We start from the raw sequence: 20,928 nt of genomic DNA on the forward strand, positions 1-20,928 counted from the left end.
AAGGCGCACGGGGGAGATGCAGTGCTGTGGGCGTGAGGATACTGCTGGCCGAGGACATGCATATGATCCGTGGCGCGTTGGTGGCCCTGCTCGAGCTGGAGCCGGACCTGGAGGTCGTCGCCGCCATCGACCGGGGGGACACCATCGTGAAGACGGCACTGGAGACGAAGCCGGACGTCGCCGTCATCGACATCGACCTGCCGGGCACGGACGGTCTCACGGCGGCAGCCGACCTGCGTGAGCACCTTCCTTCCTGCCGCACCCTCATCCTCACCAGCCTGGGCCGTCCTGGCACGCTGCGGCGGGCGCTGACCGCTCATGTCACCGGGTTCCTGCTGAAGGACTCGCCGTCGCACGAACTGGCCGCAGCGGTACGGGCGGTGGCGGTGGGGCGCCGGGTCGTCGACCCGCAACTGGCCCTCACCGCCTGGGACTCGCCGGAGAACCCGCTCTCACCACGGGAACTGGAGGTCTTGCGCCTGGCCGCGCAGGGCGCCGACGCCGCGGAGATCGCCGGCTGCCTGTTCCTGTCCAAGGGGACGGTCCGCAACTACCTCACCGCGATCGTCACCAAGCTGGGCGCCCGCAACCGCATCGACGCGATCCGCATCGCCCAGGAGTCCGGCTGGATCTCCTGACGCGGGCCCGGCGCCCCGAGCAGGGTGTCGAGCAGTCCCTCGTCCAGCATGGTCGCCACGGACAGGTCGGCCAGCTCGCCGAAGCCCGCGTCATGGACCGCGGCGCTGACCACGTACCGCTCCCCCACGTGAAAGGTCGCGAACGTCCACTCGGTGCCGCCGGCCGGCGTACCGTCGGGCCGCACCAGCCGCGCCCCCCGCTCGCCCAGCTCGAAGCCGAACTCGGTGAACCGGAAGCGCAGCCCCTGCCCGAGGGCCTTGGTGTACGCCTCCTTCAGCGTCCACAGCCGTACCAGGGTGCCGTTGCGGGCCTCGGCGCCGCCCGCGTCGAGCAGGTCCCGCTCGTACGGGGTGCACGCCATGGCCTCCGAACCCGTGCCGACGAGCCGGCGGTCGGCGCGCTCCACGTCGACGCCGATCCGGCCGCGCCGCGTCACCGCCACGACCATCAGGCGCTCGGTGTGGCTGAGGCTGACGTCGATCTGGTCGCAGCCGCGCACGTAGGGCCGGCCACCGGGCTCGTACGACAGGTCGACCTGGTCGGCGGTGGTGCCGAGGACCGCGGCGGCGGTATGCCGCAGGAACAGCCGTGAGGCGATGAACCGGTCCCGCATCGGGGCACGGACGAAGCTCTCGCTGCGGTCCCAGTCGCGGCCGAGGAGGTGGCGCACCGAGTCGGCGTCGCCGCGCGGCAGCCAGCCGGGCATCGCGGCGTACACGAGGACGCTGCCGGTGTCCGCCAGTTCCTGTCCGACCCGGTCCCAGGCGGCGCCGGGCCCGAGGACGGGCTGCGGTCGGCCGATCGCGGCGGTCACTCACGCCTCCAGCAGCTCGACGGCCAGCGGGCCCGAGTCCAGGGCGGAGACCACCCCGGCCAGGTCCACGGCGTCGCTGTCCGGCCGCGGGCACACGGGGACGCAGACAGGGGCGCCCATGCGCCGCAGGTACGGAGTGAGCACCGGGCGCGGCCCGATCTCGACGACATGCGTGGGCGTCTGCTGGTCGAGCAGGGCGCGGGCGGCGTCGGCGAACAGGATGGGAGTGAGGAGCTGCCGGGTCCAGTAATCGGCGTACAGGGGCTCGGTGGTGAGCCGGCCCTGGACGGTCGAGTAGAAGGGGATCCGGGGTGTCCCGGCCGGGACACGGCGGGCGACCGCCTCGAACTTCGGTACCGCGGGCGCCATCAGCGGGGAGTTGAAGGCGTGGGACACCGGAAGGCGCCGGTACCTGATCCCGGCCCCGGCCAGCCGGCTCTCGACGCGGTCCAGTGCGCGGACGTCCCCCGACAGGACGGTCGCCTTGGCGGCGTTGACGGCACCGATGCCCAAGTCCGGCTCGGCCGCGATGAGTTCGGCCGCCTCGGACCGGGAGACGCAGGCCGCGGTCATGCCTCCGCCCGGCGGCAGGTACCGCATGAGGGCACCCCGCACGGCGATCAGCTTCGCCGCGTCGGCCGGCCCGAGCGCGCCCGCGACGGCGGCTGCCGCGAACTCACCGATGCCATGGCCCAGGACGGTCGCCGGGACGACACCCGCGGTCTGAAGTGTCCGGGCGAGGGCGTATCCGACGGCGAAGAGGGCGGGCTGGGCGTAGGCCGTGTCGTCGATCCGCGGGTCCCCGCCGAGGATCAGGTCGACGACGGAGACTTCCAGGTACGGCTTCAGGGCGTCGGCCATCTCGTCGAGGTGGCCGCGGTAGGCGGAGGAGTCCGCGTACAGGGCGGCCGTCATGCCGCGGTACTGGCAGCCGAGCCCGGTGAAGACGAAGGCCGGCCGCACCCGGCGTTCGGCGAACCGGCTGTCGCGCGCGGCCATATGGCGGGCGAGGTCCCGCACCGTCGGGTACGCCCTGATGTCGTCCAGCTCGACGATCGGCCCGAACTCCTCCTCGATGTCGCCGTAGAGGCTCAGCGCCGCCACCGAGTCCAGTCCGCACTCGGCCATCGGCACCGAGTCCTCCAGCGGCCGGCCGAGGTAGTGGGCGAGCCTCTCGAGCAGCCATTCACGGTGCACCCCGGTGTGCGAAGCGGGTTCCTGAGCGGCCATCGTGTGTGCTCCTTCGGGGGGAGAAGGCGGGGACGGGTCGGGATCGGGTGGGAGAGGGGGCGGTCAGGCGAGCGGTGAGCCGTACAGGTCGTAGCTGCGGCGGCCGTGCAGCCGGGCCAGGACCTCGGCGAGCACGCGCTGTTCGGCGGCGGCAGGACGGTCGGGCAGGGCCAGACCGAGGCGTCGGCACAGCCGGTACAGGGTCGCGGACGGCCAGGCGGTCTCGGCGAGGAACGGGTCCCCCGCGGCGTTCGTGCCGTCGGCCGCGTGCTGCTCGCGCCACACGCCGAGACAGGCGGCGGCCGCCAGCACCAGCGTGTAGCGGTCGGCGAGACCGAGGCTGTGCGGGCTCGCCAGGGCACGCCGGTCGTCCTGCGGAACGTCGGCGAAAGCCTTGCGCAGATTGTCGAGTTCGATGGCGAACGCGCGGGTGAGGAAGCGGAGCGTGGCCGCGTCCTGGCCTCGGCGCGGCAGGGTCCCGGCCTCGAACAGGTCGGTGCTGTCCACCAGGGTGGCGGCCAGGGGGTCGGCGTCCCCGAGCAGCGCGGGCCGGGTCAGGTCCAGCGGCGGCAGGTCCTCGTGCAGCCGGAACAGGGCGGCCGGTGCCGCGGGGTCGGCGAACCAGGCGTGCTGGGCGAAGAACGGCAGCTGCGGCAGGATGCTCACCTGCCGGCCCGCGCTCCCGGCGTGGCCCAGCGAGGTGACCGGCAGGTCCCTCGACTGCTTCTGGAACATGCCGTACGCGCCTTCCTCGGCGAAGGTCGCCTCGCCGAGGACGGCGGACATCTCGTCCATGGACTCGGCGGCCAGCTTGGGCGCCAGATAGGCGGCGACCGCCGCGTACACGCTCATCTGCCCGGGCAGCAGGTGCAGGGACCGGGTCGCGACCAGCGCGAGGCAGTCCATGAGCAGCAGGTCGAGGAAGGACCCGGTCAGTACGTCCCGTACGTGCTGGACGTCGAGGGAGGAACGGCCGTCGGTGCGGGGGCGTACGGCGAACGCGGCGACCGTACGCAGGGCCGTGTCGGCGCCCGCCAGGACGATCGACGGGATCAGTCCCCGGATGGCGAGGGAGGAACGCAGCGACAGTGCGTAGCCGTCCCCGCGGGCGCCGACCACGGCGGAGTCCGGCACCGGGCAGTCGTCGAGGCGCAGGGTCCCGAACTCGGTGCCGCGCATGCCGGAGGTGGGGCGGCGGCCGAGGTCCAGGACGTGGCCGGGGGGCAGTTCGGCGCGGTCGAGGAGCAGCACGGTGTGGCTGCGGGCCTGGCCCGGGGTGCCGGTGCGGGCGAAGACGACCAGGCCGCGGGCGCGCGAGGCGTTGGCGATGCCGCTCTTGCTGCCGCTGACCAGCAGGCCGCCGCCGGGCGCCGGGCGGGCGGTGAGCTCGTCCCGCACGAAGTCGTTGCCGTGGGCCACGCTGTGCCGGGCCACGGCGATGCGCTCGCCGCCGAGGAGCAGCCGGGCGGCCAGGCGGCGCTGGTCCTCGCTCCCGGCGGTCCAGAGGGGGGCCGCGGCGAAGAAGCAGTTGAGTCCGTAGCCGAAGCCGAGGGAGGCGTCGCGGCGGAACACGGGCCGCAGGATGCGGCCGAGTTCGTCCATACGTCGCAGCCTGCCGCCGAGGGCCGCGGGGACGAACTCCTCGTTCAGGCCGTACGTGTCGAGCAGGGTCTCGGCGGCTGACGGCAGGGTGCCCGCCGTGTCGGCGGCGACGAACGCGGCGCCGCCGAGCGGGTTTTCGGGGTCGTCGAGCGGACCGAAGGACCGCTCGAGCGCGTCGACGCGGTCCCCGGCGCCGCGCGCGGCGGCCGTCATGAGCGGGCCCCTGCCGTGAGGAGCTGCTCGACCTCACGGTCGACGCGCTGGTGCAGTGGGCTCAGCTCGCCCCGCAGGAACATGCCGCGCATGGCGGACCGTTCGACCTTGCCGCTGGTGGTGCGGCGTACGGTGCCGGGCCGGACGAAGAGCAGGCCCCCGGTCCGCACCTCGTGCTCCTCGCCGATGCGGGCCTCCACGGTGGCCGCGAGCGACGCCAGGTCGATGTCGTAGTGGCTGCGGGCGCGCAGTTCCTGGACGACGACGACGCGTTCGCGCGCGCCGGGGACCGCGAACACGGTGGCCGGGCCGAACACCGCACTGACCTGCTGGACGGTGCGCTCCACGTCCTGTGGGTACAGGTTGCGGCCGGCGACCACGATGACGTCCTTGATCCGTCCGGTGACATGGAGCTGACCTTCGGCCAGCAGGCCCAGGTCGCCGGTGCGCAGGTAGCCTCCCCGGCCGCCGAGCCGGACGTCGAAGGCCTCCGCCGTCTCCAGAGGGCGGCCCCAGTAGCCGTGGGCGACGCTGTCGCCGCGTACCCAGATCTCGCCGGTGCGGCCGTCGGGGAGTTCCGTTCCGGTGCCCGGGTCGACGATCCGCACCTCCGCCGAGGCGGGCGCTCCGCAGGGCGCGGTGGACTGCGCGGCCGAGGACGCCGGTCCTCCGGCGGAGACCAGCAGGGTCGCCTCGGCGAGCCCGTAGGCGGGGGTGAGCGCGTCGGGGCGCAGCCCTGCCGGGGCGAACCGTTCGGCGAAAGCGGTCAGCGTGGCGGGGTTCACCGGTTCGCCGCCGTTGACGGCGGTGCGCCAGCGGGACAGGTCGAGCGCGGCGATCTTGGGGTCGCCGATCCGGCGCAGGCACATCTCGTACGCGAAGTCGGGGGCGCCGCTGACCGTCAGGCCGTACCGGGAGACGGTGTCGAGCCAGTGGAAGGGCTTCCTGACGAAGGTCCGTGGGGTGAGCATCACGGTCGGCACGCCCAGCCACAGGGGGTGCAGCAACTGGCCGACGAGTCCCATGTCGTGGTGAAGGGGCAGCCAGCCGCCGAAGCGGGACGCGGGGCCGGTGCCGAGTGCCCCGCGGATGGCCTCCATGGTGGCCGCGAGGTTGCCGTGCGTGACCATCACTCCGCGCGGTTCGCGGGTGGAGCCGGAGGTGTACTGGAGGTAGGCGATCTCGTCGGGTGCGGGACCGGGGCTGAGGGCCGTGGCCGGTTGGTCATCCGGCGGCTGCACGCCGGTGTCCGTCAACAGGCAGGTCACCTGCCCGAATCCGGTGCGGGCCAGGAGCTGGGACACATCGGCGGCGTGCGCGGTCTCGGTGAGTACGCAGCCGGCCGCCGCATCCCGGATGATGCCGGCGATGCGCTCGTCGTGATGGCCGCGCCCGCCGGGCGGTGCAGCGGGGACGGCGACGAGCCGGGCGTGCAGGCAGGCCAGGAACGCGGTGGCGAACAGCCGGCGGGAGGAGTGCAGGATCAGTACGCGGTCGCCGGGGGCGGCGTGCGCGCGCAGCCGGGCGGCGAGCGCCCGGACCCGTCCGGCGAGATCGCCGTAGGTGAGGCGCTCGGGATGCAGCTGCCCGCCGTGTTCCGCGAGGAGCACGAGGGCGTCCTTGCCGGGCGCCTCGGCAGCCCTGGCGTGGAACACGTCCATGAAGCTCCGGTACCCGGTCACTGCGGCCCCCTCCGGTGTCGGGCGGACCAGGCCGTTGCGGCCCGGCCGCGCTTGACGCTCCACTCGGCGTACGCGGTCGGTGCGGGCGCCTGTCGGGCCTGCGCCGCCGTGTTGCGCAAGGCCAGCAACACGGCGGTGACGGCGGCGAGTTCCGCCGCGGTCGGCCGGCCGCGCAGCACGGTTATGCCTGTCTGTTCTGCCATGGGGGCAGGGTGCGCCCGGGCCCTTGAGGCTCCGCTGGGTTCGGCCGGAATGCGGGTCGGGTTTTGGCTGCGGGTTCGTTGTAGCTGGTCGCGCCCCTTTCGGGGCGCGGCACCGCCTACGCCGTTCCCCGTTCATACGCGATGTGCCTCGCCCGCTCCACCGTGACGTCCGCCACCGCGGACAGGTCGGAGAGGGCGGTCCGCCAAGAGGCGGACTCAAGTGCGTCGCCGCAGTGCGTGCTGTCGCGCCACCACTGGACGCCGGTGTAGGACAGCGGGCGCAGGGTGGAGCGGAGCAGGTCGCTGCCGCCGAAGCCGCCCAGGCGGGCGCAGACGTGGCCCAGTTCGGCGTACCGCTTCTCGAACTCCCGGTCGTCGCCGCGCACTTGGGCGGAGATGAGGACTACGTCGGTGTCGTCGACGGCCGCGTTCTCCCGTAGCACCCGGCCGATGCTCAGGGCCTGGTCGGCGCTGGTCTCCACCAGGGGGGCCAGCCCTTGGACGTGGGCGACGAACGTGTCGTCGTGCACCGTGTCCAGGAAACCGCTGAGCCGGCGCCAGTGGGAGAGGTGGACATACGCCGTCGGCCGGTCGACGAGCCGGACCGTCACCAGGAAGTCGAAGCCCGGGCGGCGCCGCAGGAACTGCGAGTGCTCACGGAACTCCCGCTCGAACTCGGCGGTGTCGCCCTCGACCTCGAACCGGTTGATGACGGTGACCGGCCTGGTCGGATCACGCTCCGGCACTTAAGTCCTCCGCGAACCGCTTGGCGTGGCGCAGGGTGGTCGCGCTGTTGGTGCCGAGGGCCGTACGGACCAGCTGCCGGGCCTCGGCGAGCGTGGCCTGCGGCCCGAGGGCGCTGTGGACGCCGTCCGGGTCGAGGGTGACGGAGTGCCAGGAGGTGGCCCGCACCGTGCCGTCGCCGAGCGACTCGATCACCCACCGGCCGGTGTGGCCGCTCATCGCGACGGGCACCCTCAGCTGCTTGTAGACGATCATGTGGCGGTCCTCGAAGCAGACCCGTACGGAGGTGGTGTTGTGCACCGAGCCGTCCGGGCTGCGGGTGTCCATGTCCAGGTGCTGGATGCCCGGTTCGTCCTCGGTGAGGTCGAGGCGGGCCACGTGCGGGAGGCGTTCGGGCCACAGGTCGGCGCGGTCGAGGAAGGCGTACACGTCGCCGGCCGCACCGGTGATGGTCTCGGAGTCGGCGAAGGTGAAGTGGAGTTCGTCGCGCGCGGCGCCCTGTTCGGCGGCTGTCTTGAGGGCGGCGAGTTCGGCGCGGCTGTTGCGGTCGACTGCGCCTTCGATCAGTTCCTCGGCGGCGGGGTCGTCGTCGACGGCGCGGAAGTCGTGCAGCAGTACGACCCGGGTCGAGCCGTCGTCGGTGGGCCGCATGTGCCAGGCACCGCCCATGGCGGCGACGGGTGCGGCGGAGACGACCTGGCGGAAGGTGATGGTGCGGGCCGCCGGGTCGAGGACGCGGCGGGAGGTCCAGGTGCGCACCTGTTCGTGGGCGATGGCCCAGATGCGCAGGAGCTGTTCGCCGCCGTCCTCGGGGGCCTCTTCGAGGACCTCGACGTGGACGGTCGGGCCGAAGACCTGGGGCCAGGCGGAGACGTCCGCGATCAGGTCGTAGACGGTGTCCGGCGGCGCGGCGACCGTGACGGAGTGTTCCGTGACATGGGTCGCCGGCGTGTCGGGGGCAGCGGTCGCCACGGCGTACCTTCCCTTCGGTTTCGGCCGGTTCAGCGGCCGGTTCAGAGTGACAGAGAGGGGCTCGAAGAGGACTCGAGCCGGAGTGGACCAGGTTCAGTCGATGTGTAGGCCGGGTGGTTCGGTGAACTCCAGTACGGCGCAGCCCCAGCTGTAGCCGGCCCCGACGCTGACCATCACGCAGCGGTCGCCGGGCCGGGCGCGGCCGGAGGTGACGAGGTGGTCCAGGCTCGCGAACTGATCGCCCGCGCCCAGGTGCCCGACGGTGCGGCTCCACTCCCAGGTGGTGCGGGACGGGTCGATGCCGAAGGGCCGGTAGTAGATGGCGTCGAGGCGGCGGCGGCCGAAGTGGGGCAGGAGCACCCAGTCGGCGTCGGCGAGTTCCATAGCGGCGTCGGCGAGGGCCTGCTTGATGACGGTCTGCTGTCCGGTGTGGGCGCGTGTGATGGCGTACGACATGCCGACGCGGCCGACGAAGGAGCGTTTGGCTGCCTCGAAGTCCACGGGCACGCGGTGGCTGAGCGGGGCCTTGGTGAACGGTTCGTCGCCGCGGTGCAGCGGTTCGAGCTCGGGGTCGGCGAGCACGGCCAGGGAGCACAGCCGGGCGAAGCCGCCGCGGCGGGAGAGCACGAGGGCGCTCGCACCGTCGGCGTAGGGCGTGCCGGGGTCGGTGTTCCACCGGTCGATTCCGGGCTCGCAGAACCGGTCGCCGGTGGTCAGCAGGGCGTCGCAGCTGCCGTGGCCCGCGGTGAGGTAGGCGGTGGCGAGGTCGAGGGCGGCGAGGCCGCCGTTGGACATCTGGCGGATCTCGAGGGCGGGGCAGGTGTTGCCCAGTGCCTCGCGCTGGACGTAGGAGGCGACGGGCCACAGGTCCTGGCCCTGGTGGTAGGTGTCGGCATGCAGGAGAAGGTCGACGTCCTCGGGCGCGGAGCCGGCCCGGCGCAGTGCGGTACGGGCCGCGGCGGCGGCCATCTCGGCGGCCGACTCGTCGGGCGAGTAGGCCACCGACTCCATGCTGGTCGCCGCGGCGACCCGGGGCGAACAGGCCCCGGACGCGACGGCGTCGGCGACGGTCACCGAGCCGGGGAGCCGTACCCCGGTCCCGCGGATGTGGATGTCTTGCACGCGCATGACTGCTCCGGTCGGCGGTCGTCCGGCCTGTTCAGGCCGGGGCGAGGGACGGTGCGGGGGACTCGGCGGGGCGGCCGGCGCACACCTCGTCGAGGAGGGCGTAGCGGACCGCGTCGAGCAGGGCGTGCCAACTGGCCGTGACCGTGTTCTGGTCGACGCCGACGGTGCCCCAGCGGCGTTCGCCGTCGCGGTAGGAGACGAGGACGCGGGTGGCGGCGCCGCTGCCGGTCTCGCCGGTGAGGACGCGGACCCGGTAGTCGACCAGCTCCAGCCGGGCGAGCTGCGGGAAGTACGGGTCGAGTGCCTGGTGCAGGGCCCGGTCCAGGGCGTTGACGGGTCCGTTGCCGTGGCCGGTCGCGGTGAGCGGGACGCCGTCGACCCGCAGGCTGACGGAGGCTTCGGTACGGACCTCCCCGGGCCGGCCCGCGACGGCGACCTCCCAGGAGTCGACCTGGAACGGCGGCTCGGGGACTCGGCCCGCCAGCTCCTCGCGGAGCAGCAGCTCGAAGGAGGCATCCGCGGACTCGAAGCTGTAGCCGTCGCTCTCCAGGTCCTTGATGCGGGCGGCGGCGCGGGCCACCTCGGCGGACCCTGCGGTGACCTCGTAGCCGAGTTCCCGCGCCTTGAGTTCGACGGAGGAACGGCCGCCCATGTCGGAGACGAGGGCGCGCATGGTGTTGCCGACACGGTCCGGGTCGACGTGCTGGTACAGGCCGGGGTCCACGCGCAGGGCGGAGGCGTGCAGGCCCGCCTTGTGGGTGAAGGCGGAGGCGCCGGCGTAGGGGGCCGCGGTCCGGGGTGGGATGCCGGTGAGTTCGGTGATGGCGCGTGCGGTGGCGGTCAGCCGGGCGAGCTGTGCGGGCTCCACGACGTGCCGGTGCTGCTTGAGGGCGAGGTTGCCGATGAGGGTGAACAGGTCGGCGTTGCCGCAGCGTTCGCCGTAGCCGTGGGCCGTGCCCTGGACGTGGGTGGCTCCGGCGTCCACGGCGGCCATGGTGTTGGCGACAGCGCAGCCGGTGTCGTCGTGGCAGTGGATGCCGACCGGGACGCCGGTCGCGGCGATCGTGTCGGCCACGGTCTGCCGCACCTGGTCCGGCAGGGCACCGCCGTTGGTGTCGCACAGGACGACGGCTTCGGCACCGGCCTCGGCGGCGGTGCGGACCACGGCGAGGGCGTACTCGCGGTTGAGGCGGTGGCCGTCGAAGTAGTGCTCCGCGTCGAGGAAGACCCGCCGTCCGGCGTGCACCAGATGCCGTACGGTGCTGCCGATCATCGCCAGATTCTCGGCGAGGGTGGTGCGCAGCGCGCGCTCGACATGTCCGGTGTGGCTCTTGGCCACCAGGGTGATGACGGGCGTACCGGCGGCCAGCAGGGCCCGCACCTGCGGGTCGGCGGAGACCACCGCGCCGGCCTTGCGGGTGGCGCCGAACGCCGTCAACTGGGCGTGCCGGAGCCGGAGTTCGGTACGGGCCCGGCGGAAGAACTCGGTGTCCCGCGGTACGGCGCCGGGCCAGCCGCCCTCGATGAAGCCCACACCGAGGGCGTCCAGGTGCCGGGCGACGGCCAGTTTCTCGTCGACCGTCAGGGCCATGCCCTCCCGCTGGCTGCCGTCGCGCAGGGTCGTGTCGTAGAGCTGCAGGCTCTCTTCGGCCATCGCCCCTCCTTGCTCGTGCCGCCGATGCGTCACACGGCGGCTGTGGTCGGGTCACCGTCGGGTGACGGGCTCGGGAAGTTCTGGAGCGGCAGTCGATGCGCGGTGTCCCTGAGAGGCCGCCACCAGTCGGGGTTGTCGCGGTACCAGGTCACGACGTCGGCGAGGCCCTGCTCGAACGGCACCGCGGGCTCGAAGCCCAGCTCGTCGCGGATCTTGCGGTCGTCGAGCGAGTAGCGCAGGTCGTGGCCCTTGCGGTCGGGAACCGGGCGGACCAGGCCGGGGACGGCGCCGCACAGGCCGACGAGCAGGTCGGCCATCTGCCGGTTGGTGCGCTCGTTGCCGCGGCCGACGTTGTAGACCTCGCCGGGCCGGCCGCGGGTGAGGACGAGCTGGACGGCCCGGCAGTGGTCGTCGACGTGCAGCCATTCGCGTACGTTGCTGCCGTCCCCGTACAGGCCGACCGGCTGCCCGTCCAGGAGGTTGGTGACGAACAGGGGGATCAGCTTCTCGGTGTGCTGGTACGGCCCGTAGTTGTTGGAGCAGCGGGTGATGGACAGGTCCAGTCCGTGGCTGCGCCAGTACGAGCGGGCGACGAGGTCGCTGGCGGCCTTGGAGGCGGCGTACGGGGAGTTGGGCAGCAGGGGCGACTCCTCGGTCCAGGAGCCCTCATCGATCGATCCGTACACCTCGTCGGTGGAGATGTGCACGACGCGCTGGACACCGGCGGCGACACAGGCGTCCAGCAGGGTCTGGGTGCCGGCGACGTTGGTGTGCATGAACGCCGAGGCGTTGACCAGCGACCGGTCGACGTGCGACTCGGCGGCGAAGTGCACCACGACGTCGTGGCCGGGGAGCAGGTCGAACAGGAGCGTACGGTCGCAGACGTCGCCCTCGACGAAGGTGAGCCGTGGGCCGTCGGGGGGCAGGTTGGCCCGGTTGCCGGCGTAGGTCAGCTTGTCGAGGACGGTCACCCGCGCCTGTTCGAAGCCCGGGTGGCGGCTGTCGAGGAGCGTGCGGACGTAGTGGGACCCGATGAAGCCGGCGCCTCCCGTCACGAAGACCCTCATGCGGCGACCACCACGCTGGAGTGGTCCCCGACCACGAGCCGGCTGCCGCCGGTGTGGGCTTCGGCGGACACAGTGGCGTCCCGGCCGACGACCGAGCCGTGCACCCCGCTGACGCGGTGCACCCGGGCGCCGTCCAGGATGATCGAGTCCTCGACGCCCGCCGCGCCGAGCACGCAGTCCCGCCCGATCGCGGTGTACGGACCGATGTGGCTGTCCTCCACCGTGCTGCCGGCGCCGATGACGGCGGGTCCTGTGATCCGCGAGCGGACGATCCGGGCACCCTCCTCCACGACGACGGCGCCCAGCAGTTCGCTGGTGCCGTCGACCTCGCCGACGACGGACGGCTTCAGCCGGTCGAGCAGCCTGCGGTTGCAGTGCAGTACGTCCTCGACCTTGCCGGTGTCCTTCCAGAACCCCCGGTAGAGCCGGGCGCGCACGTCGTGGCCGCGTGCGACCAGCCACTGGATGGCGTCGGTGACCTCGAGTTCGCCGCGTGCGCTGGGCTCGATGGCGGCGACCGCTTCGTGGATGGCGGGGGTGAAGAAGTACACGCCGATCACGGCCCGGTCGCTGCGCGGGTGGCGCGGCTTCTCCACCAGCCGCAGCACCCGGCCGGTGGCGTCCGTCTCCGCCACGCCGAAGTCCCGGGGGTCGGGCACGGGGTGCACGACCAGCTGGGCGGCGGGGCGGTGGGCGCGGAACTCGTCGGCGATGTCCTTGACGCCCTCGGTCAGCACGTTGTCGCCCAGGTACATCACGAAGTCGTCCGCACCGAGGAAGTCCCGGGAGACGGCGATGCAGTCGGCGAGCCCGCGGGGCACGTCCTGCCGGATGTAGGTGAGGCGCAGACCGAGCGCGGCGCCGTCGCCGAGGGCGGCGGCGATCTCGCCGCCCCGGTCGCCGACCACGACTCCGGCCTCCCGCACACCGAGGCTCCGCAGATCCTCCATGACGTGGACCAGCACCGGCTTGTTGGCGATCGGCATGAGCTGTTTGGGCATGGAGTGGCTGAAGGGACGCAGCCTGCTGCCGGTCCCTCCCGCCAACACGAGTGCTTTCATCGTCGGACCTCCATCGTCGGGCTCCTCAGAGGGCGGTCAGCGTCTCGCGGAGCGCGCTGATCACCCGGTCCTGGGTCGTACGCGGCAGCGACGGGTACATGGGCAGCGAGAAGATCTCATCCGCGAGCCGCTCGGTGACCGGCAGGGCGCCCTTCGGGCAGCCGAGGTGCTGGAAGCCGGTCATGGTGTGGACCGGCCAGGGATAGCTGATGTTGAGCTCGATGTCGTGGCGCCTGAGCGCCTCGATGATCGCGTCGCGCCGCGGGTGCCGGACGACGTAGACGTAATAGACGTGCTCGTTGCCGGAGTTGGCCGCCGGCAGGATCAGGCCGCCGGGTCCCGCGAGGTCGGCGAGGCCCTCCTCGTAACGGCGGGCCACCGCGCGCCTGCCCTCGATGTACGCGTCGAGGCGGGTCAGCTTGCGGCGCAGGATCTCGGCGTGCACCTCGTCGAGCCGGCTGTTGTGGCCGGGGGTCTCGACGACGTAGTACGTGCTCTCCATGCCGTAGTAGCGCAGTCGGCGCATCCTGCGGTCGACGTCCTCGTCGTCGGTGAGGACCGCTCCCCCGTCGCCGTAGGCGCCCAGCACCTTGGTCGGATAGAAGGAGAACGCGGCCGCGTCGCCCATCGTGCCCGCCAACTGCCCGTGGTGGCGCGCCCCGTGAGCCTGGGCGCAGTCCTCCAGGACCTTCAGGCCGTGCCGCTCGGCGAGCCGGGTCAGCGGCGCCATGTCGACGCACTGGCCGTAGAGGTGGACGGGGAGCAGGGCCTTCGTGCGGGGCGTGATGGCGTCGGCGACCTGGTCGGTGTCCATGAGGAAGTCGCTCTCGCGGACGTCGACGAACACGGGGGTGGCGCCGGTCGCGTCGATGGCGAGGACGGTCGGCGCGGCCGTGTTGGAGACGGTGATCACCTCGTCGCCCGGTCCGACGCCGAGCGCCTGGAGTGCGAGCTTGAGGGCGTTCGTCCCGTTGTCGACGCCGGTGCAGTGCCGTACGCCGTGCCAGGCGGCGTACTCCTCCTCGAAGCCCCGGACGCTGTTTCCGAGGACCAGCCGGCCGGAGCCGAAGACGGTCTCGACGGCGTCGAGGATGTCCTTCCGCTCGGTCTCGTACTCCGGCAGGTAGTCCCAGACGTGGGTGGTCATGGGTGAGTCAGCCTCCATCAGATCCGTTGGAGAAGTCCGTCGCCGGATGCCAGGTGTCCGGCGCCCGCAATGTGTGGCGCGGCAGTCGGGTCTCGCTCAAGTGCGGGTGGGCGCCGCCCGGTTGGGGGCCGCCCGGCCGTCGGTGGCGGCGCCCGTGCGCAGCAGTCGCTCCACGTCGGGGCCGGACCAGCCGCACTCGGCGAGCACGTCGCGGGTGTGCTCGCCGGGGCGCGGCGCGGGCGGGGGCGTCGCCGCGGGCGTACGGCCGAACCGCGGCGCGGGTGCGGGCTGCGTGCCCTCGCTGCTGTGCTGGTATGTGGCGCGGGCCCGGTGGTGCGGGTGGACGGCGGCCTCGGTGACGGTCAGCACGGGGGTCACGCAGCCCTCGGTGCCGTCGAAGACCGCCGCCCACGCGTCCCGGCCGCGGCTGGCGAACCGGGCGGCGATGGCCTTTCGCAGCGCGGGCCAGCTGTCCCGGTCGGTGCGGTCGGGCAACCGGTCGGCGTCCAGGCCGAGACCGTCGAGCAGCGCACGGTAGAAGCGTTCCTCCAGCGCGCCGACCGCGACATACCCGCCGTCGGCGCAGGCGTACACGCCGTAGTACGGGGCTCCCCCGTCCAGCAGATTGCGGCCCCGGTCGTGCTCCCACTCCCCCGCGTCCGCCATGCCGAGGAGCATGCCGAGCAGGGACGCCGTGCCGTCCGTGATCGCGGTGTCGACGACCTGGCCAGCTCCGGAGCGCCGCCGTTCGTGGAGGGCGGCGAGGATGCCGCAGACAAGGAACAGTCCGCCGCCTGCGAAGTCGCCGAGCAGATTCACCGGCGGCACCGGCGGCCCGCCCGCCGGGCCGATGGCGTGCAAGGCGCCGCTGAGGGCAAGGTAGTTGATGTCGTGCCCGGGGGTCAGGGCGAGCGGTCCGTCCTGGCCCCACCCGGTCATCCGGGCGTACACGAGCCCGGGATTGCGCCGCGCGCAGCACTCCGGTCCGAGACCGAGCCGCTCGGTGACGCCCGGCCGGAAGCCCTCGACGAGCACATCGCTGCGGGCCACGAGGCGCAGTACCGTTTCGACGCCGTCGGGGTGCTTGAGGTCCAGCGCCATCGAGCGCCGCCCCCGGTCCAGCACCCGATGCCAGCTGCCGAAGGGCCGCTCGCCGCCGGGCCGGTCGATGCGTACGACGTCGGCGCCCAGGTCGGCGAGGAGCATGCAGGCGTAGGGGGCGGGGCCGATCCCGGCCAGTTCGACGACGCGCAGACCGCTCAGGGGTCCGCCGGCGCGGGAGCTCTCGGGTGGCGTGATCAGCATGCGGGCACGGTAGGGAGGGCTCCTACAGACGGTGGGGAGCGGCTCTACAGACGATGGGGAGCGCCTCTACAGAACGCCTCAAGTGGCGCTCCCGCGCCCTGAAGCACCTGCCCGCAAAGGCGGCTCGAACGGCGGCCGTTCAAGGCCGAGTCGAGAACCGCGCAAGGACCCGCCGCCACCGTCGCCTCACGCGGACGACGACCGACGGGAGAGCACCATGACAGACACGGGACGACGGGTCGCCTTCGTCACCGGAGCGACCAGCGGGATCGGCCTGGCGGTGACCGAGCTGCTGGCCTCGCGGGGCCATGCCGTGTTCGGCGTCGCACGGGGCGCGGAGGATGTGCGTACGACGGTGAAGCGGCTGTGCGGGGAGGGACTCGAGGTCTCCGGCACGGTGTGCGACGTGACGTCCGTGGACCAGATCGGGGCCGCCGTACGGGAGGCCGTCGACCGGTACGGGCGGATCGACGTGCTGGTCAACAACGCGGGGCGCGGCGGTGGCGGGGTCACGGCCGAGCTCGAGGACGCACTGTGGGACAGCGTGATCGACACCAACCTCAACGGCACCTTCCGCGTCACCCGGGAGGTGCTGAGCACCGGCCTGATGCGGGACGGCGACTGGGGCCGGATCGTCAACATCGCCTCCACGGGAGGCAAGCAGGGCGTCGAGCTGGCCGCCCCGTACTCCGCGTCCAAGCACGGAGTCATCGGCTTCACCAAGGCCGTGGGCAAGGAGCTCGCGCAGACCGGCATCACGGTGAACGCCGTCTGCCCCGGCTATGTCGAGACGCCGATGGCACAGCGGGTCCGCCAGGGCTATGCCGCCCACTACGGCGTGGGCGAGCAGGAGATCCAGGACAGGTTCAACGCGAAGATTCCGCTGGGCCGTTACTCCACCCCCGAGGAGGTCGCCGGCCTCGTCGGCTATCTCGTCTCCGACGTGGCGGCGTCGATCACCGCACAGGCACTCAACGTCTGCGGCGGGCTGGGCAACTACTGATGCGAGCGGAGACGGACACGATGAAGGAAGCAGCGGCCGCCCTGCTCGGGCCACCCGACACGGCCGCGTTCCGCGCCGCCATGGGCCGCTTCCCCACCGGCGTCACCCTGCTCACGCACGGCAGCGGCGACAGTACGAGTGTGATCACCCTGAACAGCCTGACGTCGGTGTCCCTGGACCCGCTGCTGATCCTGGTCTCCGTCAAGGCGGACGGCCGGATACGCCCCCGCGTGGCCCGGACGCACAGCTTCGCGGTCAATCTGCTGAGCCGTCACCACCGGGACCTGGCCCGGGAGTTCTGCCGTCCCGACCGCCCGGCGGGGACCGCGGCGATGCGGCGCCTGGACGCGGTCGAGGGGATCACCGGCAACGCGGTGATCCCCTCCGCGGAGGCGTACTTCGAGTGCGTCCTGGACGCGGAGCACCCGGCCGGCGACCACACCCTGCTCATCGCCCGGGTCGTGGCGCTCGTCGCCTCGGAGACCGGCCCGGACCCGCTCGTCTTCCACCAGGGCGCCTTCACCGGGCTGCTCCTCGGCACCCGGGCCGCGGCATGACGGCGCCGGCGTCACTGCGTCCCGTCGCCGAGGGCGTGTACGCGTTCGTGCAGCCGGACGGCGGATGGTGTCTCAACAACGCCGGTCTGGTCGTCGGCGCGGAGCGCAGCGTACTGGTCGACACGGCGGCCACCGAGGCCCGCGCCCGGAGGCTGCGCGAGGAGGTCGAGCAACTCGTACCGGACGGTCCCGACTACGTGGTCAACACGCACTTCCACGGTGACCACACCTTCGGCAACAGCCAGTTCACACCGCGCTCCGTCGTCGTGGCGCACGAGAGCTGCCACACCGACGCGGCGGAGGCCGGGCTCGGCCTGCGAGGACTGTGGCCGGACGTGAAGTGGGGGGAGACGCCGTTGACGCTGCCCTCGGTCGTCTTCGGCGACGCGCTCACCGTGCACGCGGGCGACCTGCGCGTCGAGTTGCTCCATGTGGGCCCCGCTCACACCCCCGGCGACGTGGTGGCCTGGGTGCCCGAGCGCGCCGTCCTCTTCACCGGTGATGTCGTGTGGTCGGGCGTCACCCCGTACGTCCTCATGGGGTCGATCACGGGCTCGCTGCGCGCCCTGGCCCGGCTGCGGTCGCTCGGGGCGAGGACGGTCGTACCGGGTCATGGCCCGGTCGGCGGGGCCGAGCTGCTCGACGAGACCGAGGCGTACCTGCGCCGGCTGCAGGAGCTGGCGCAGGACGGCGTACGCAGGGGACTGACCCCGCTGCGGGCGGCCGAGGAGGCGGACCTGGGCGAGTTCGCCGGTCTGGTCGACTCCGAGCGGCTGGTCGGGAACTTGCACCGCGCCTACGCCGAGCTCGACGGACTCGCCGAGGGCGCGCGCATCGATGTGCTGGCGTCCTTCCGGGAGATGGTCGCCTTCCACGGCGGGCTGCCCCCGTGCCACGCCTGAGAGGAACCACCACAACACCCCGCGTACGGCCCGGTTCCCTCTTCAGGGGCCGGGCCGTACGCGGGGTGTTCGGCTTCAGGAGGCGGCGGGCGGTTCGACGGGCGCGTCCCGGTGGATGACCCGCGACCGGGTGAGGAGCCTGCCGTCGACCCGGACGAGCACGTCGTCGACGGTGAACGTCGGCTGGAAGGTGACCTGGCCCTCGCGGTCGGTCTGGGTGACGAGGGTGTAGTACGAGACGTGCAGGACGTCCTCGTCCGCGGGGTCGCTTTCGATCAGCAGGTGGTCGAACCAGTGCCGTACGGCGATGTCCCGGTACCGCGGCAGGCTCGCCCGCATTCCGGCGAGCATCTCCGCCCGGCCGCGCTGGCGCTGACCGCCCGCGTGCACGACCTCCCCGTCCTCGGTGAAGGTGTCCGCGAACCCCTCGATGTCGAGTGCGTCGACTCGCCGCATCTGCTGGGCGTAGAAGGTCTGGACCTCGGCGTAGACATCTCCGGTGACCTGGTGCCGGAGTGTCCCGACCGGCTGAGGCATGGCAACTCCTCTCGAGACGCTGCCCTCATGGCCGCGCGATGGAGTCCAAGCTGCCGAACCCGGCTGCAGCGCCGCTGGAGCGCGGCTCGGCGCCGTGGCCCGGGTCAGTGCTTCTGGCCGGTTCCGCCCAGCACCAGCAGCACGGAGAGACCGGGCAGCCGGTCCGCGGCCTCGGCGAACACGTCCTGCGCGATCTCCCACTCGTCCGGCCGGGCCTTGGCGTACGTACGCCAGTCCGTGACGACGAGCAGCAAGCCGCGCTCGGCGGCGTCCGCGGGCCACACGGAGCGGTCGGTGAGGCTGTCGGCTAGCGCGTCCCAGTTGCGGCCGAACCAGTCGGGCAGCTCCAGGGCGCGTACGCAGCGCTCCATGAAGCCCGCCTTGTCCGCGACTCCGGCGAGGTCCAGCGTGACCACGAGGCGGTCCGCCACGTCGTCGTCCGTCATCTCGGTACCGCCCTGCCTCGAAAGACTCGTCACTCGTCAAGACTCGTACGGGAAAAGAGAGCGGCCCGTCGGCGGTCGAGCCGCCCACGGGCCGCGAGGGATCAGGGCCCGTCGGGGTCGGCCCGGTCCAGGGCCGGACGCGGCGCGGGCCCCGTCGTCATGAGATGGTCCGCGGCCGATGTGTCGGTCACCAGGCTGGTGACCAGTCCGGAGCGGAGCACCGCGTCGATGGCGGCCGCCTTGCGCTGCCCGCCCGCGATCGCGACGACCTCGGGGATACGCCGCAACCGGTCGGCCTCAACCGTGATGCACCGCTCCCCCAGGTCCCGGCCGACGCGACGGCCCTCGGAGTTGAAGAGGTGCGCGGACATCTCGGCGGCGACACCGAGCGAGGCGTAGTGCGAGCGCTCCTCGTCGGTGAGCATGTCGTGCACCGTGGAGATGCCCGCCTCCCAGGAGCCGATCGACACACAGGCGACCGTCACCTTGTCGAAGTACTCGAAGGCGCGGGCGATCCCCGTCTGGTTGCGCAGCGCGGCGGCGGTGGCCACGTCCGGCAGCAGCATCGGCGCGTAAATGGGGTGGGCGTCGCCACCCGAGACCTGGGCGGCCCGGCGCACGGCCTCGACCGAGCCGCGCTCGGCCGTCCCGGCGTCGTACACCCCCGTCAGCTGCACCACCGTGCACGGCGGCAGCCGGTCGAGCGCAGCCGCCATGTGGATGGTGGACCGGCCCCAGGCGAGGCCGAGCACATCGCCCTCGGTGACCAGCTCGCCGAGCAGGTCGGCGGCCACTTCGCCGAGGTTCTCCGGGTCGGGCGACTCCTCGGCGTCGGCCGGGGACTCCACCACGACGGCGTGCCTGAGGCCGTAACGGGCGCGCAGCGCGTCGGAGCGCTCCGCGTCCAGTTCGGCTGGGACACGGATCTCGATCCTGACCAGATCCCGTTCGAGAGCCGTCTCCAGGACCCGCGCCACCTTGAAGCGGCTGACGCCGAACTCCTCGGCGATCTGAATCTTGGATTTGCCCTCGAGGTAGAAGCGGCGGGCCATGGCCGCCGCCTGCACCAGCTCAGCGGGTCCCATCCGCATGGCTGACCGGCCCGCCGACATACCCGACACGGCGATCTCCTCACTGCTGTTCACACTCTGGATTCGCCGCTCATCCTCGCAGATCCGGCGTCCTTGATCAGCCCTGATGGGCGGCGTTCACGTTCCCTTGGCCTGGTGGTGGCTCAGTGGCCGCACGCCCAGGCCGCCTGGGCCATCACCGCCTCCGCCTGGCTGCGCAACGCACGTACCGCTCCGGCCGGGTCCGACGCGCCGTACACCGCCGAACCCGCCACGAAGACATCGGCCCCGGCCTCGGCACAGCGCTCGATGGTCTCGGCCGAGACCCCGCCGTCGACCTGGAGCCAGAGCTCGAGGCCGTGCTTGGAGATCAACTCGCGGGTCCGGCGGATCTTGGGGAGCATGATGTCGAGGAACGCCTGGCCTCCGAAGCCCGGCTCGACGGTCATGATCAGCAACATGTCGAGTTCGGCGAGGAGATCCTCGTACGGCTCGATCGGCGTCGCCGGCTTGAGAGCCATCGAGGCGCGGGCGCCCTTGGCCCGGATCTCGCGGGCGAGCCGCACCGGAGCGGCGGCCGCCTCCACATGGAAGGTGACGGAACCGGCACCCGCTTCCACGTACTGAGGCGCCCATCGATCGGCGTCCTCGATCATCAGATGGCAGTCCAGCGGCGTGTCCGTAGCACGCGCCAGGGACTCTACGACCGGCACACCGAGCGTGAGGTTCGGGACGAAATGGTTGTCCATCACATCCACATGGAGCCAGTCGGCCCCCTCGACCGCCTGCGCCTCCTCGGCGAGGCGGGCGAAGTCGGCGGACAAGATGCTGGGGTTGATCTGCACGGCCATGCTCTAAGCCTGCCATGCCCTGCGGGGCTTGGCGGCATCGGTCCTGAATGGGGACGGCGGCACCGAAGCCCCGGGGCGCGTGTGGCTACTCGCGCCCGCGC

General features: G+C 72.5%; 21 protein-coding genes. 4 read left to right on the forward strand and 17 right to left on the reverse strand.

Going from position 1 to position 20,928, the window contains the following annotated elements; translation table 11 throughout:
• The first annotated feature begins 26 nt into the window (after positions 1 to 26).
• On the forward strand, positions 27 to 638 hold the full coding sequence (locus G6048_RS17695) for a response regulator transcription factor (RefSeq protein WP_165340512.1): 612 nt from the start codon (positions 27 to 29) through the stop codon (positions 636 to 638).
• Here the strand turns inward: G6048_RS17695 and G6048_RS51410 are convergent.
• The 13 genes from G6048_RS51410 to G6048_RS17760 form a co-directional block, all read right to left on the reverse strand.
• Entirely contained in the window at positions 551 to 1,453 is a 903-nt protein-coding gene (locus G6048_RS51410; RefSeq protein WP_165340513.1) for a 4'-phosphopantetheinyl transferase family protein, read from the reverse strand. The genes G6048_RS17695 and G6048_RS51410 overlap by 88 nt on opposite strands.
• On the reverse strand, positions 1,454 to 2,683 hold the full coding sequence (locus G6048_RS17705; RefSeq protein ID WP_165340514.1) for an acyltransferase domain-containing protein: 1,230 nt from the start codon (positions 2,681 to 2,683) through the stop codon (positions 1,454 to 1,456).
• 63 nt (positions 2,684 to 2,746) lie between these two features.
• A complete protein-coding gene (locus G6048_RS17710; RefSeq protein WP_165340515.1) occupies positions 2,747 to 4,498 on the reverse strand; it encodes an acyl-CoA dehydrogenase in 1,752 nt (583 codons plus the stop codon).
• A complete protein-coding gene (locus G6048_RS17715) occupies positions 4,495 to 6,159 on the reverse strand; it encodes a fatty acyl-AMP ligase (protein WP_165340516.1) in 1,665 nt (554 codons plus the stop codon). The genes G6048_RS17710 and G6048_RS17715 overlap by 4 nt, the downstream gene beginning before the upstream one ends.
• Before the next feature lie 17 nt (positions 6,160 to 6,176).
• Positions 6,177 to 6,383 carry an acyl-CoA carboxylase epsilon subunit gene (locus G6048_RS17720; protein WP_165340517.1) on the reverse strand — a complete coding sequence of 69 codons (207 nt, stop codon included), beginning with the start codon at positions 6,381 to 6,383 and terminating at the stop codon, positions 6,177 to 6,179.
• A 116-nt stretch (positions 6,384 to 6,499) separates the two neighbouring features.
• The gene (locus G6048_RS17725; RefSeq protein WP_165340518.1) at positions 6,500 to 7,129 is read right to left on the reverse strand and encodes an antibiotic biosynthesis monooxygenase family protein; all 630 of its coding nucleotides are present in this window, start codon (positions 7,127 to 7,129) and stop codon (positions 6,500 to 6,502) included.
• Positions 7,116 to 8,099, reverse strand: coding sequence for an aromatase/cyclase (locus G6048_RS17730; RefSeq protein WP_165340519.1), 984 nt, complete (start codon positions 8,097 to 8,099; stop codon positions 7,116 to 7,118). Before G6048_RS17730 ends, G6048_RS17725 begins: the two co-directional genes overlap by 14 nt.
• A 93-nt stretch (positions 8,100 to 8,192) precedes the next feature.
• A complete protein-coding gene (locus G6048_RS17735; RefSeq protein WP_165340520.1) occupies positions 8,193 to 9,227 on the reverse strand; it encodes a ketoacyl-ACP synthase III family protein in 1,035 nt (344 codons plus the stop codon).
• A gap of 31 nt (positions 9,228 to 9,258) precedes the next feature.
• Entirely contained in the window at positions 9,259 to 10,881 is a 1,623-nt protein-coding gene (cimA, locus tag G6048_RS17740; RefSeq protein WP_165340521.1) for a citramalate synthase, read from the reverse strand.
• Between the two features lie 29 nt (positions 10,882 to 10,910).
• Positions 10,911 to 11,948, reverse strand: coding sequence for a dTDP-glucose 4,6-dehydratase (gene rfbB, locus G6048_RS17745; protein WP_165340522.1), 1,038 nt, complete (start codon positions 11,946 to 11,948; stop codon positions 10,911 to 10,913).
• On the reverse strand, positions 11,945 to 13,009 hold the full coding sequence (locus G6048_RS17750) for a glucose-1-phosphate thymidylyltransferase (RefSeq protein WP_165340523.1): 1,065 nt from the start codon (positions 13,007 to 13,009) through the stop codon (positions 11,945 to 11,947). Before G6048_RS17750 ends, rfbB begins: the two co-directional genes overlap by 4 nt.
• A gap of 25 nt (positions 13,010 to 13,034) precedes the next feature.
• The gene (locus G6048_RS17755; protein WP_165340524.1) at positions 13,035 to 14,156 is read right to left on the reverse strand and encodes a DegT/DnrJ/EryC1/StrS family aminotransferase; all 1,122 of its coding nucleotides are present in this window, start codon (positions 14,154 to 14,156) and stop codon (positions 13,035 to 13,037) included.
• A 96-nt stretch (positions 14,157 to 14,252) separates the two neighbouring features.
• Positions 14,253 to 15,461, reverse strand: a complete 1,209-nt coding sequence (locus G6048_RS17760; protein WP_165340525.1) for a CaiB/BaiF CoA transferase family protein — start codon at positions 15,459 to 15,461, stop codon at positions 14,253 to 14,255.
• Between the two features lie 217 nt (positions 15,462 to 15,678).
• Between G6048_RS17760 and G6048_RS17765 the strand changes: the two genes are divergently transcribed.
• Genes G6048_RS17765 through G6048_RS17775 form a run of 3 tightly spaced genes read left to right on the forward strand, consistent with a single transcriptional unit; the run spans position 15,679 to position 17,923 of the window.
• Positions 15,679 to 16,464 (forward strand): SDR family NAD(P)-dependent oxidoreductase, encoded by a 786-nt coding sequence (locus G6048_RS17765; RefSeq protein ID WP_165340526.1) that lies wholly within the window; start codon positions 15,679 to 15,681, stop codon positions 16,462 to 16,464.
• A gap of 20 nt (positions 16,465 to 16,484) precedes the next feature.
• Entirely contained in the window at positions 16,485 to 17,021 is a 537-nt protein-coding gene (locus G6048_RS17770) for a flavin reductase family protein (RefSeq protein WP_165340527.1), read from the forward strand.
• A complete protein-coding gene (locus G6048_RS17775) occupies positions 17,018 to 17,923 on the forward strand; it encodes an MBL fold metallo-hydrolase (protein WP_165340528.1) in 906 nt (301 codons plus the stop codon). The genes G6048_RS17770 and G6048_RS17775 overlap by 4 nt, the downstream gene beginning before the upstream one ends.
• Before the next feature lie 75 nt (positions 17,924 to 17,998).
• Here the strand turns inward: G6048_RS17775 and G6048_RS17780 are convergent, their stop codons facing one another.
• From G6048_RS17780 to rpe, 4 genes are all read right to left on the reverse strand, one after another.
• Complete coding sequence (locus G6048_RS17780; RefSeq protein WP_165340529.1) at positions 17,999 to 18,460, reverse strand: nuclear transport factor 2 family protein; 462 nt, start codon at positions 18,458 to 18,460, stop codon at positions 17,999 to 18,001.
• 104 nt (positions 18,461 to 18,564) lie between these two features.
• Positions 18,565 to 18,906 carry a barstar family protein gene (locus G6048_RS17785; RefSeq protein WP_165340530.1) on the reverse strand — a complete coding sequence of 114 codons (342 nt, stop codon included), beginning with the start codon at positions 18,904 to 18,906 and terminating at the stop codon, positions 18,565 to 18,567.
• A 101-nt stretch (positions 18,907 to 19,007) separates the two neighbouring features.
• Positions 19,008 to 20,051: a sugar-binding transcriptional regulator gene (locus G6048_RS17790; protein ID WP_165340531.1), complete on the reverse strand. Its 1,044-nt coding sequence runs from the start codon at positions 20,049 to 20,051 to the stop codon at positions 19,008 to 19,010.
• An 89-nt stretch (positions 20,052 to 20,140) separates the two neighbouring features.
• The gene (gene rpe, locus G6048_RS17795) at positions 20,141 to 20,827 is read right to left on the reverse strand and encodes a ribulose-phosphate 3-epimerase (RefSeq protein ID WP_165340532.1); all 687 of its coding nucleotides are present in this window, start codon (positions 20,825 to 20,827) and stop codon (positions 20,141 to 20,143) included.
• Positions 20,828 to 20,928: the final 101 nt, after the last annotated feature.

This window comes from Streptomyces ureilyticus, assembly GCF_011045025.1.
Taxonomy (GTDB): domain Bacteria; phylum Actinomycetota; class Actinomycetes; order Streptomycetales; family Streptomycetaceae; genus Streptomyces; species Streptomyces ureilyticus.

Excerpts from the sequence above, each read along its gene's own strand:
- G6048_RS17750 (WP_165340523.1), bottom strand. The coding sequence starts at position 13,009 with ATGAAAGCACTCGTGTTGGCGGGAGGGACCGGCAGCAGGCTGCGTCCC.
- G6048_RS17720 (WP_165340517.1), bottom strand. The coding sequence starts at position 6,383 with ATGGCAGAACAGACAGGCATAACCGTGCTGCGCGGCCGGCCGACCGCG.
- G6048_RS17760 (WP_165340525.1), bottom strand. The coding sequence starts at position 15,461 with ATGCTGATCACGCCACCCGAGAGCTCCCGCGCCGGCGGACCCCTGAGC.
- G6048_RS17715 (WP_165340516.1), bottom strand. The coding sequence starts at position 6,159 with ATGGACGTGTTCCACGCCAGGGCTGCCGAGGCGCCCGGCAAGGACGCC.
- G6048_RS17710 (WP_165340515.1), bottom strand. The coding sequence starts at position 4,498 with ATGACGGCCGCCGCGCGCGGCGCCGGGGACCGCGTCGACGCGCTCGAG.
- rfbB (WP_165340522.1), bottom strand. The coding sequence starts at position 11,948 with ATGAGGGTCTTCGTGACGGGAGGCGCCGGCTTCATCGGGTCCCACTAC.
- G6048_RS17775 (WP_165340528.1), top strand. The coding sequence starts at position 17,018 with ATGACGGCGCCGGCGTCACTGCGTCCCGTCGCCGAGGGCGTGTACGCG.
- G6048_RS17735 (WP_165340520.1), bottom strand. The coding sequence starts at position 9,227 with ATGCGCGTGCAAGACATCCACATCCGCGGGACCGGGGTACGGCTCCCC.
- cimA (WP_165340521.1), bottom strand. The coding sequence starts at position 10,881 with ATGGCCGAAGAGAGCCTGCAGCTCTACGACACGACCCTGCGCGACGGC.
- rpe (WP_165340532.1), bottom strand. The coding sequence starts at position 20,827 with ATGGCCGTGCAGATCAACCCCAGCATCTTGTCCGCCGACTTCGCCCGC.
- G6048_RS17770 (WP_165340527.1), top strand. The coding sequence starts at position 16,485 with ATGAAGGAAGCAGCGGCCGCCCTGCTCGGGCCACCCGACACGGCCGCG.
- G6048_RS17705 (WP_165340514.1), bottom strand. The coding sequence starts at position 2,683 with ATGGCCGCTCAGGAACCCGCTTCGCACACCGGGGTGCACCGTGAATGG.
- G6048_RS17755 (WP_165340524.1), bottom strand. The coding sequence starts at position 14,156 with ATGACCACCCACGTCTGGGACTACCTGCCGGAGTACGAGACCGAGCGG.
- G6048_RS17785 (WP_165340530.1), bottom strand. The coding sequence starts at position 18,906 with ATGACGGACGACGACGTGGCGGACCGCCTCGTGGTCACGCTGGACCTC.
- G6048_RS17765 (WP_165340526.1), top strand. The coding sequence starts at position 15,679 with ATGACAGACACGGGACGACGGGTCGCCTTCGTCACCGGAGCGACCAGC.
- G6048_RS17780 (WP_165340529.1), bottom strand. The coding sequence starts at position 18,460 with ATGCCTCAGCCGGTCGGGACACTCCGGCACCAGGTCACCGGAGATGTC.